Origin of the sequence: Flavobacterium maritimum (genome assembly GCF_040049085.1) — a bacterium.
GTDB classification, from domain to species: Bacteria; Bacteroidota; Bacteroidia; order Flavobacteriales; family Flavobacteriaceae; genus Flavobacterium; species Flavobacterium maritimum.
The window spans coordinates 40,070-52,050 of the sequence record NZ_JBDLZY010000005.1 but is presented as its reverse complement, the minus strand read 5'-3'; the positions used below and the strand labels follow the sequence as shown (position 1 = coordinate 52,050).

At 34.0% G+C, this 11,981-nt stretch carries 6 protein-coding genes; 1 reads left to right on the top strand and 5 read right to left on the bottom strand.

Going from position 1 to position 11,981, the window contains the following annotated elements; translation table 11 throughout:
- Positions 1–59 precede the first annotated feature (59 nt).
- A complete protein-coding gene (locus tag ABEB23_RS11650) occupies positions 60–1,577 on the bottom strand; it encodes a RagB/SusD family nutrient uptake outer membrane protein (protein WP_348812778.1) in 1,518 nt (505 codons plus the stop codon).
- A 10-nt stretch (positions 1,578–1,587) separates the two neighbouring features.
- Positions 1,588–4,662: a SusC/RagA family TonB-linked outer membrane protein gene (locus ABEB23_RS11645; protein ID WP_348812777.1), complete on the bottom strand. Its 3,075-nt coding sequence runs from the start codon at positions 4,660–4,662 to the stop codon at positions 1,588–1,590.
- Positions 4,663–5,145: 483 nt separating this feature from the next.
- Here ABEB23_RS11645 and ABEB23_RS11640 point away from each other — a divergent pair, with 483 nt between their 5' ends.
- A complete protein-coding gene (locus tag ABEB23_RS11640) occupies positions 5,146–6,144 on the top strand; it encodes a GntR family transcriptional regulator (protein WP_348812776.1) in 999 nt (332 codons plus the stop codon).
- A 235-nt stretch (positions 6,145–6,379) separates the two neighbouring features.
- On the opposite strand, the gene ABEB23_RS11635 is transcribed toward ABEB23_RS11640, so the two are convergent.
- From ABEB23_RS11635 to ABEB23_RS11625, 3 genes are all read right to left on the bottom strand, one after another.
- Positions 6,380–7,534, bottom strand: a complete 1,155-nt coding sequence (locus ABEB23_RS11635) for an aldose epimerase family protein (RefSeq protein ID WP_348812775.1) — start codon at positions 7,532–7,534, stop codon at positions 6,380–6,382.
- Positions 7,535–7,755: 221 nt separating this feature from the next.
- Positions 7,756–9,780, bottom strand: a complete 2,025-nt coding sequence (locus ABEB23_RS11630) for a beta-L-arabinofuranosidase domain-containing protein (RefSeq protein ID WP_348812774.1) — start codon at positions 9,778–9,780, stop codon at positions 7,756–7,758.
- Between the two features lie 26 nt (positions 9,781–9,806).
- Positions 9,807–11,663 carry a glycoside hydrolase family 127 protein gene (locus ABEB23_RS11625; protein WP_348812773.1) on the bottom strand — a complete coding sequence of 619 codons (1,857 nt, stop codon included), beginning with the start codon at positions 11,661–11,663 and terminating at the stop codon, positions 9,807–9,809.
- Between the last annotated feature and the right edge of the window lie 318 nt (positions 11,664–11,981).

Sequence of the window (11,981 nt, the reverse complement as noted above, 5' to 3'; positions counted from 1 at the left end):
ATTAATCATTTGTCAAATTCTTATTTTAATCTTTTATTTATTAAAAGATATAACCCTTATTACCAACTACCGTTTTGGGTCATCTTAGGATTATTGTTTAACTCACTTTCCGGAATTGGGAAATAGTTGTATTTAGGTGTGTAATTAAGATAACCGCCAACTTGACTTTCTTGGATTACTGTTTCTAATGTTCCCCATCTTCTTAAATCATACCAGTGAAGTCCTTCACGTGCGAATTCAACATTTCTTTGGTGCATGATTTCATCCATCATTTGAGTTTGGCTCCATCCTGTCATTGTGATATTAGCCAATTTCGCTCTATCTCTAATTCTTTTTACCAAAGGTATGGCTTCAGCAACTTTTCCTTGCATTGTTTTTGCTTCAGCAAGCATTAAAAGCACATCAGCATAACGCATTGCATATTCATTCAACTCAGATTTCCAATCTCCTTCATCATTGTTCCACCAGTTTTGATTTTTTCTTATCCATATCGCATTCGCCCCAAACTTTGATGCAAAATCATAGTTATAGTACGTACTGCCCGGATAGTTCCAAGCCAAAGTAGCTAGAGCTCTAGGGTCAAAACCGCCGTCAACCGTTTTCTCTTTGGTCATCGCGTCTAACAATACTTTAGTTGGCAATAACTCAAACCATCCTCCCACTTCTCCAGGAGCTAATTCTTGAGCCATTGTTGTTGCTCTTGTTCTTTCTGATGGATTTCCTCCCCAGATAGTTGCACCACCTTGTCTGCTAAACTGAATTTCAAATACTGATTCTTTACTATTTTCATGTTTACCATCAAATAATTGTGCATAATCATCCAAAAGACCAAACCCATTAGCCACTTCATTATCTACTAATTTAGAAAATTGCTCTTCGGCTTTTGCCCAGTCTCCTAAATATAAATAAGCTTTTCCAAGATAAGCGATTGCCGTATTTTTTGTCACTCTTCCTTTTAAAGTTGCAGGATAAATTTCAGGCAGCGGACTAGTGGCAGCATGTTGAAAATCAGCAATTACCTGATTCCAAACTTCTTCTTCTGTTGATTTTTCTTTAAAATAATCTGAAGATTCTGTTGCTAATTCAGTAAAAATTGGAACACTTCCAAATTCAATTGCCAAATTAAAATAATTCAATCCTCGAAGAAAAGTAGCCTCTGCAACTAATTGCGCTCTTTTTGTTTCATCAATACCTGTGATTTGAGGAGCATAACTAATTACTTGATTAGCACGAAATATACCAATATACATCGCTTTATACATTCCTGTAGTCTCATTTGTACTAGGAGTATTCTTATAGCTAGAAACGGCATAACGTCCTGGAACATCATTTCTTGCAACAAAGTTTTCTGTTCTGTTTTCTTTCAATTGCATCGCTTGGATTTCCCAATAACCTGCGTTATTGTTATCTACCAATACATTATAAACAGTAGCTAATCCAGACTCCAAATCTGCTTCAGTTTTCCAAAAAGAAGTGGTTGTTAATTTATTTGGATTCTCTAATTCAAGGTTATCAGAACAAGAACTAAACAAAGCCAATCCTCCGATAAAATATAATATGATTAATTTATTTTTCATGTTTTTCGATTTAAAAGTTAAGTTGTACACCAAAAACAACTGTTTTGCTTAATGGATAAGATTTGTAATCTATCCCTCTACCGCCAAGTCCATCCGCTGAAACATCTGGATTATATCCTGTATAATCAGTGAAAGTAACAAGGTTATCACCTGCAAGATATAATCGACATTTTTCAATTGATATTTTTTTAGTCATATCACTTGGAAGCGTATATCCTACTTGAATCGTTTTTAATCTAAGATAAGAACCATCTTCAAGGAAACGATCTGAAAAATCAGCCGCATTATTATTTGGATCATCAATATTCAATCTAGGAAAATTAGAGTTCGGATTGAAAGTAAATGAATCTAAAGTTGCACTAGAATAATTAGTATTCGCTCTTACTGTTGCTAAGTCAGTATTATTACCGTTATAGATCTCATTTCCTTCAACACCTTGAACAACAAGAGACGCATCAAAACCTTTCCAATCAGCCTGAAGACGTACACCATATTCAAAATCAGGAAAAGCACTTCCTCTGTATTGTCTGTCTGCCTCACTAATTTGTCCATCTCCATTGTAATCAACATATCTGATATCACCCACTTCAGCTCTAGGTTGGATTCGGGTACCATTTACACTATGCTCATCCAGTTCAGCTTCAGATCGGAACAATCCATCAGTCTTAACAAGGAAAAATGAATAAATAGGATACCCTACTTTACTGTAAGTCACAGGAGCACCGTGGAATGATCCACTAGAACCAGCCAAAATCTGACTACCGGTACTAAGTTCTTCAACATTATTTTTAATGCTTGATATATTTGCCGTTACAGAGAAATTAACCTCATTTATTTTTTCATTATAAGTTAATCCCATCTCAAAACCTTTGTTTGATACTTCACCAGCATTAGTATAAGGGTCAGTACTTGAACCAACTGACAATGGAATTGGCACACGTAAAAGTAAATCCGATGTATTCTTTTGAAAATAATCAAAGGTATAAGTCAATTTACCATCCCATAAACCTAAATCTAAACCAATATTAGCTGTCGAGGTCTCTTCCCATTTTAAACCAATGGCAGGATAATCTGTTTGAATATTACCTATCCAAAGTGTATTAGGTTCCCCTACACCATAGCTTATCCCTGATGTAATTAGTCCAAGATATTGGTAATCTCCTATTTCTTGATTCCCTAATACTCCATAACTGGCACGTAACTTTAATTCAGATACCGGTAATTTTAGATCAGAAAAAAACTTTTCTTTATCTATTCCCCATGCTGCTGAAATTGAAGGGAAATTTCCCCATTTATTTTCCGGGCTAAAACGAGATGACCCATCACGTCTAAAAGTCGCCGTAAGAATATATTTATTATCAAAAGAATATATTGCACGTCCTAAATAGGAGATCAGTTTATTCTCGGTAGCGTAACCTGAAACTGCAGGTAATTCTGCACCAGCCAGAACTTCTATACCATCCGGCATTCCTTGTACTGATCCAAAAATAGAGCGGAAATTGTTTTCATAAACAGTATGCCCAACAAGTAAATTTACAGAATGTTTACCGAATTGTTTTGAATAGTTCAAGGTATTCTCTACTTGAAAATATTGGTTCAAATCACTACCTTCACTTAAAACATTTTTCAAATTTTTGAAAAAGCCTCCTACTTCATAACGTGGAGTATATGCATAACTTTTATGCTCAGAAAATGTTGCTCCCACATTTAACTTATATTTAAAGTCTTTCAAGAAAGTTGCCTCAGCGTAGGTATTTATCAATGCTTGATAATAGTCGTTTTTTACATCAAAAAGGTTTAAAGCCGCAACAGGATTGAATATATCTGTAACCGCACCTGATGCACCTCCATATCCACCTACAGCATTTTCATCATAAATTGCAAACCCTGGAAGCATTGATATAGCAGATCCGACAACATTTCTTCCTTGTCCAGGTACACCCGGCAAATCATTTCTGTTTTCTTTGGTCAACATTATTGTTTCCCCAATTTTAAAAATACCCTTTTTGTAATCCGATTTAACCCTTAGATTGACACGGTTATAATCTGTTTCTTTTACTACTCCTTCTTGATCAAAGTAGCTTAATGACATATTATATTTTAAATTATCTGAACCCCCAGAAAGTCCTAATGAATAATTTTGTGTAGAAGCTGATCTAAATATTTCATCTTGCCAATCAATTCCTGCACCAGGCACTTGGGGATTTAAAGCAATGTCCAAAGGAGCTTTTCCAGCAGCACTATAAGCAGCATTACTTACCTTTGCCCATTCTTCCTGATTTAACAAATCTAAGGTTTTAGTAACATCGGAAACACCATAAAAAGTATCAAAAGTAACTTTCATTTCTCCTTTTTTACCACTCTTTGTAGTAATCAAAATCACACCGTTTGCTGCTCTTGACCCATAAATTGCAGCGGCAGAAGCATCTTTCAACACTTGTATTGATTCAATGTCATTTGGATTCAGATTGTTCATAGAAGCAACTGCGATATCATCTACTAATATCAAAGGATTATTATTGTTTAATGACCCTGCACCTCTAATCTGAATTCTAGTTCCAGAACCAGGAGCTCCTCCTGCAGACTCTACAGTTACACCTGCAATTTTACCTTGTATGGCACTACCTAAATTGGTGTTACTTTGGGCGTCTAATTGTTTGGCTTTAAGTCCTCCAACTGCTCCTGTCAAATCGCTTTTTTTGACAGTACCATACCCAATTACCACTACTTCGTTTAGCGTATTGTTTTCTTCTTTAAGTAAAACATTTATCACTTGTCTGCCTGCAATAGCCTCTTCAACTGTAACATATCCGATATAAGAGAAAACTAATGTAGCATTAGGATCCGAAACATTTAATTTATAATTACCATCAACATCTGTTATGGTTGCATTTTTTGTTCCTTTGACAGTTACTGAAACTCCAAAGACTGACTGGGATGTAGTTTGATCTCCAACAGAACCTGTAATAGTATTTTGAGCCTGCAAGCTAATACAAGAGACCATAACGACTAATGACAGAGTGAGTTTAGATGTTAAGAATGTTTTTATTCTTGACATCTGATTTACATTCTTCATGTTTTTCATAAATTCATAGTTTTTAAAAATTGGTTAGTTATTCTTGGCAATCTATTATCCTTTAAAAAAGACAAAAAATAGTGGTTTCAATTGTAGATGAATAAACCTGAAATTGGGTTCTAAATCAGTTCATTCGGAATTATCACTATTCTTCATTTTAGTTTAAAGTAAATCTTTCTGTACGTTCGGTTGTTCTCTTAAATTAACCCTTATTTGGGGTGTTCTGGCTAAATGTCACTATCTATCCATTCGCTTTTCAAGGACACATTCAATGATCTTCAATTTCATTTTTATTGACTAATTCACAAAAAAAAATGCCTTATTTTATACTTAAAATCAAATTATTTATTTAATATAATTTGATATAAAATATGATATGTGTTTTTTTTACATTAATTTTTTACGAAATATTAAAATTCAAATGTAAAATAAAAGTTAAATTTAACATACCGGTACCTACCGGTTTTTGTATATTTGCAAAAAAGCTTACTCATGAAAATCATAAATATTCAGAACAATCAGGGTGTTCCAAAGTACAAACAAATCATTTTATCCATAGAGAAAACGATTGAGGAAGGCCATTTGAAAAAAGATGAAAAACTCCCCTCCATAAACAAAGTATGTCTGGAATTTTCCCTGTCCCGCGATACGGTTTTACAGGCCTACGAAGAATTAAAAAAAAGAGGAATAATCTATGCTATTCTTGGGAAAGGATACTATGTAAAAAGTACTGAAGTCAGAATTAAACAACGGATTTTTCTGCTTTTCGATGAGTTAAATATTTTCAAAGAAGACCTCTATAATTCCTTTTTAGAAAACATTGGAAAAGATGTTCAGGTGGATATTTTCTTTCATAATTTCAACACCCAGGTATTCCAAAAACTAATAAATGACAGTAATGGCAACTACACAAAATACATCATTATGCCAACCAACTTAGTTGCAGCAGCTTCGATAATCAAAACCCTACCAGTAAACGAAGTTTATATATTGGACCAAACTAATCCTGAACTGAAATCCTATCCCGCAGTATATCAAAATCATAAAAAAGATATCTACGAAGGTTTATACAAAGGAAAAGCAAGATTAAGCAAATATGAAAAATTAATCATGATTTTTCCAGGATTCAGGGAGCCTCTAGGAATGAAAATAGGCTTTGAGAATTTTTGCAAAGATTACAAACTAGATTACGAAATCATCACTGAATTCAGTAATCGAGAAATAAAAAAAGGGGAAGTGTATATTATTCCAAGTGACAGAGATTTGGTTCGGGTAATTGAAAAAGCCAAACTTCAAAACCTTCAACTGGGTAGCGATTACGGAATTATTTCCTATAATGAAACCCCATTAAAAAAGGTAGTTGAAAACGGAATCACCACTATTTCGACCAACTTTGAAGCCATGGGAAAAATTTTGACTCAAATGATTTTGAAAGGAAAAAAAGAACAAATAGAAAACAAAAGTGCTTTGATTATTCGAAATTCTTTGTAAAACAATATATAATAAACTTGGTTCCGAATTCTTTTACTTTTATAAACTTCGCTAAATTTTATATTTCTTAGCTCGTTTATCAATTCAATTTTTGTTTCTTATATTGGTCTAACTAATGACATAGATGGCAATATAACTATAAAAATTCTGCAAAATAAACATTGGTACGGGCAGTTAATTAACTAACCAAAAAAAAAACCACCCGCAACCAATGTTTTCACAAATTATTCCATTATTACTTCATTAAACCAAATTGATAAATTGTACTTTGAGTATAAGTATCGCCAGGTTTTAATACTGTTGAAGGAAAATTGGCGTGATTAGGAGAGTCCGGATAATGCTGTGCTTCCAAACAAAATGCTGTACGATGATTGTACTGCTTTTTTCCTTTTCCTATAATTTTCCCATCTAAAAAATTACCACTGTAAAACTGAATAGCTGGCTCCGTCGTCAAAACTTTCATCTCAATACCTGTGGAAGGTTCAGAAACATTTGCGGCAAGAGTCAATTTACCAGGATTTTTGTTTAAAATCCAGTTGTGATCATATCCTAAACCATATTTTAAATCGATAGTATTTTCATTTATGCGCTCTCCGATTGTATGAGGTGTTCTAAAATCCATAGGAGTATTTGCAACTTTTTGAATTTTACCTGTAGGGATCAAAGTACTGTTTGTAGGTGTAAAATTATCAGCATAAAGCGTTAGATTATGAGAAAAAATATCGCCATTTCCTGCGCCTTTCAAGTTAAAATAAGCATGATTGGTTAAATTAATTACTGTCGCAGCATCGGTCTGAGCCCAATAATCTATCTTTAGCTCATTTTCATCCGTAAGAGTATAAGTCACTTTTATTTGTAAATTCCCAGGAAAACCTTCTTCGCCATCTTTTGACAGATAGCTCAATTCAATGGCATTCTCTCCTTTTTTAGTAGTAAAAGCATGCGCATCCCAAACCACGTCAGCATATCCTTTCTTACCTCCGTGAAGTGAATTCGGCCCATTGTTTTTGAACAAAGTATATGTCTGGTCATTCAGGTTAAATTTACCGTTGGCAATCCTGTTTCCATAACGCCCCACTATAGCCCCAAGGTATTCTCCATTCTTAAGATATTGATCTATTGATTCAAGACCTAGGACAACATCAGTACGTTTTTTGTCTTTGTTGGGAACCAACAAACTAACTACACGAGCGCCATAATTAGTTATTTGACAAACCATGCCATTTTTATTTTGTAAGTTATAAAGAGAGATTTGTTTGCCCTCAAATTCTTTTTCAAAACTTTCTTTAGGCAAAATATCTTTATCGGATTCTTTACACGATACCATTACAACACTCATAAAGATTGTTAGAATAAAAGGGATTTTTTTCATTTTTCTATAGATGTTCATTTTTATTAATATTAAATAAATTTATTAATGAGGGTAGATAAAATATTAAAACATAACTTTTAACTATGCTTATTTACTAATTCAGACTTTCACTAAATAATTTAAAGACTTTCATAAAATACTTTAATTCATTCTTATACTCATGGCACAAAATTAATTTAGCCCACGAATTATATTATAGTGTTATAAATAAAAAATAAAAAACTTCTGGGATCTAAAAACTAACGTACAGGAAATTCGGTAATTCTTAATTTGGTACAACCAAATGGAATTAATTCAATTGTCTCTTCTTGAAGAGCCTCTATTTCATCAGATAATTGATCCCCTATTTGCGAATAATATTGAATTGCCCCAGCTGAGCCTTTGAATTTTTCCCAAGATACTACTCGTTTCGCTTTTACATTAAGTGTTATGGGAGCATCCTGCAAAGTCCAAGGATAAGAAGCTATCACTGATTTCTGGGTTATTCCAACTGATGTTTGGATCGTTTCTTCTTTCAAATATTTTTTTAACAAACAATAGTTCCAAGGTGAATCTGAAGTTATTTCATGGTAATCCCCAAACTTGACAGGATCATTTTTTTGTTCCCATTTTTCATTCATTTTTAAACCATATAATAACGGACCTCTTTCTATAACCGCAGCACCGTCATACCAATAACTTACTGCCACTTTCATTGGAAAATTAACTAACAACTCATCTCCATTTTTCCAATCTCTGCTAACTTTTATAATTCTGTCGGCTTGAAATGACACTTCCAGTTTTTTTCCATTCAACAAAATCTCTGGATTTTCACACCAAGATGGAACTCGAAGATGAAAAGGGAAACTACCTTGTTTTATTTTTTTATCAACAAATTCAAATTTAAAATTTATGTTTTCCTTAAATGGATAATTAGTTGATTCTGTAATCTTTATCTTAGTGCCGTTTGCCACTTTTGCCACTACCTCAGAAGGCGCATAAATTAACGCTGCTATACCATTGTCAGCCGTAGCATACCAAAGATTTTGAGTGAATTTTGGCCAACCTTGGTGCATATTCGTAGTGCAACATGGGTATCCTGTAAGCAAGCCCATCAAGTTATCCGTATCTTTATGAACAGTTACAAAATTCCTTGATTCTTTTGTTATGGCAATTTGATTGATTTGCTGATAATATTGCCTTTCATTAAAATCAGCACTAATTTGAGAAGGCAAAACATTAAATGTAATACGTTCTAATTGATCCGCCCATTGCACATCACCAGTGATTTCAAGCATTTTTTCTAATGAAAACATCATTTCTACTGCAGTACATAACTCAGAACCTTGCGTTGGATTTCCAAAACGCAACATTTCATCAGCTGCCCATAATCCCGTCGGGAAAGCAATGGTGGAACGCATATCTTTTATTGCTTTTTTAGGAGCGAACACATATTTAGAATCATTATTGGATTGAGAATAGATTGTTGCCGCTTTAAAACCTTGCGCCAAATTTACTCCATGCGTACTATTCTGACTTGATAAATCGTTTCGATTCATAAATACATCTGTCCAATCAAATGTTTGCTTGTGGATTAACTCGCCTAAATCCAACAAGAATTTATCACCTGTGATGGAATAAAGCCAGTAGACTACCATTAGGTTATCACCCCCTCTTTGTTCTCCCCAAAAAGTCCATCTCCCAAGAGGATCTTTAGGTAATTCTTTCAACTGGTATTTGAAGTAGTTAGTCAAAAACGGAATTACTCTTTTATCGTTTGTTGCCGAATAATATTGTTGCATTATTTTGAGCACCACCATTTTTGGCCACCAATCCTTTGCATTATCACGCTGCAAACCTGCTTCTTTAGGACGATCCGTATCAGGACCAAAATAACCGCTTTCTTTTTGTGAGGCAAGAGTCCATTCTATCCATGGTTGTACTTTTTCAATTAATTTTTGGTCTTTCATAATATAAGCCAATGGCAAAAGACCGTCAATCCAGTATGGACCTCGTTCCCATACATCTCCATCTCCACCCAGCCATCCGTTGCGGGATCCAACCACTTTTGAATATTTTGTATCTAGATGCCCTGTCATTCCATTTGCCATTCGCTTCATCTGTTCCTCAAGCCAACCCATAGGTTTTATGGCTCCGAGTGGTAATTCGATATATGGTTTTGCCACCAATGGGCTACGATTATTTGTATAATTTGCCTGGACTATTTCCTTTTGTGCCATTAATAGAACTGGAAATAGCAACAATATGGTCAATGCTTTTTTCATTTTTTGCAGATAGTTTTCAAAAAAAATTAATTATTCTTATATTCAATCCATACTTTCATTTTACTATCCTCTCTGTTATCCCAAGAATAATAAGGAATAAATTTTATGACATCTTTTGGATCCGAAACCGTTTTTATTTCCATAATTCCACCTAATAAGTTGGGATTAAAAACAGTTTCAAATTTTGTTTTCTCAGAAACACTTTCAAAACCAAAATTAGTTTTGTTGTCAATTTCTTCTACACAATACACAATAGGCCCTCTTTGAATGGCTCTTTTTCCGGTATTTTCTTTCACGCGATCATCCGCTTTAACCACCTCAACAGGCATATCCATGGAGATTCTAATTTCATCTCCTTTTTTCCATTCGTTTTCTAATACAGCATATCCATTTTCTAAAACTGGACTGGTAATTTCTTTTCCGTTTAATGAAAGAGTATATTTTTTGCACCAGGAAGGAATTCTAAGTCTCATTTCTTTTTTTAAAGGGGAGGACAAGGATTGAACCGTAAGTTTGACGTCACCATTCCAAGGATAATTGGTTTCTTGTTGCAAAACGACTTTGTTTTTCCCAACAGAAATATCCACCGAACTACCTATGTATAAGTTTACCCAAATCGCATTGTCCGATTTTCCATAAATATAATTTCCAACAGAAGGCATAAAACGTGAAATTTGACTTGGACAACAGGCGGTGCCGTACCACGCTTTTCGGTGGTGAGTCCCTTTAGATGCTAATGGATTTACATAGAAAAATTTATTTCCGCTAATAGAAACCCCTGCCAAAACAGCATTATACATAGATCGTTCTAAAATATCCATATATTTAGAATCACCAGATGATTGATTCATTCTCGAATTCCAATAACACATACCCACTGAAGCACATGTTTCACTATAAGCATCCAGATTTGGTAAATCATAGTCTTCAGTAAATCCTTCATTTGCCCTAGAAGAACCAATACCTCCAGTAATATACATATTTCGTAAAACCACATCATCCCAAACGGAACTCAATGCTTTGGAATATTTTGGTTTTCCAGTCATACTTTGGACATCAGCCATTCCTGCAAAAAGATACATAGCTCTAACAGAATGACCCGAAACATCGGTGATTTCCGCTACAGGTTTAACATCTTGGTGGTATTCAGTATCCCATTTCCTATTATCCCCTTTGGAACCATATCCATGCCCCCTTTCTTCCAATAACCATTCTGAAAAATATAAGTATTTCTTGTTATTAGTGATATTATATAATTTTATCAAAGCTAATTCTATTTCTTCATGTCCGGCAACCCAATGACGTTTCCCTTCTCCAAAAAGAGACATCATATGATCTACCATCTTTTTAGAGACATCCAACAATTTTGTTTTTCCAGTTGCCTGATAATAGGCTACTCCGGCTTCAATAAGATGGCCAGCACAATACATCTCATGCATATCCATATTAGTCCATCGCTTATCTAATCCTGCTAAAGTATAATAAGTATTAATATAACCATCCTTTAATTGGGCACTTGCAATTTTAGCTATCCAATCGTCAGCTGTTTTCTCTAATTTTGGATCGGGATTATTTATCAAAGTGTATGCAATACCTTCTAATGCCTTGTATACATCCGAATCATCATAAAAAATCCCAGAATGCTTTCCTGATCTTTTTCCTGCATTTTCAAAATTAGTTATACGTCCTGTCTGACTTTCAATTTGAGAAATGCAAGTACTCAGTGTACTTGCTGCATGGTTTTTCAAACGAGGCTGCCAAAATGAATCATTAATCTTTACTTTAGAAAAATTGATTGGTTCAATTTGGATGTGTTGTCCTTTGGATTGTCCAAAACCATTTGAACAAAATAAAATAGTAAGCAACAACGCGATTTTTTTCATGTTTGTTTTTGTTTGATTTTTTTAGAATAAATAATAAGTTGGTAAAAAATTTAATTCAAGTCTTGGGAGTCCTGTTTTGAATATTTCTCTGATAAAATAATTTTATTAACACGATTTTTCCTAATATTTTATTTACTAGTTGACTCCAATCGGATTTCACTCAACATATAAAAGTCAAAAACGAACTAAGCTAAACATTAATAGAAAAATCTAAACAAAAATTAAAAATTTATGCTCCGAGCTTTGAAAACTACTAAGACTACCTAATGCGAATTAACAAATTAGTTTGATTCTTATCAGGTAGTCTAATTAGTAGCT

What these genes read in the sequence shown, in the direction of transcription:
- ABEB23_RS11630 (WP_348812774.1), bottom strand. Translation starts at nt 9,780, where the DNA reads ATGAAAAAAGCATTGACCATATTGTTGCTATTTCCAGTTCTATTAATG.
- ABEB23_RS11640 (WP_348812776.1), top strand. Translation starts at nt 5,146, where the DNA reads ATGAAAATCATAAATATTCAGAACAATCAGGGTGTTCCAAAGTACAAA.
- ABEB23_RS11625 (WP_348812773.1), bottom strand. Translation starts at nt 11,663, where the DNA reads ATGAAAAAAATCGCGTTGTTGCTTACTATTTTATTTTGTTCAAATGGT.
- ABEB23_RS11645 (WP_348812777.1), bottom strand. Translation starts at nt 4,662, where the DNA reads ATGAAAAACATGAAGAATGTAAATCAGATGTCAAGAATAAAAACATTC.
- ABEB23_RS11635 (WP_348812775.1), bottom strand. Translation starts at nt 7,534, where the DNA reads ATGAACATCTATAGAAAAATGAAAAAAATCCCTTTTATTCTAACAATC.
- ABEB23_RS11650 (WP_348812778.1), bottom strand. Translation starts at nt 1,577, where the DNA reads ATGAAAAATAAATTAATCATATTATATTTTATCGGAGGATTGGCTTTG.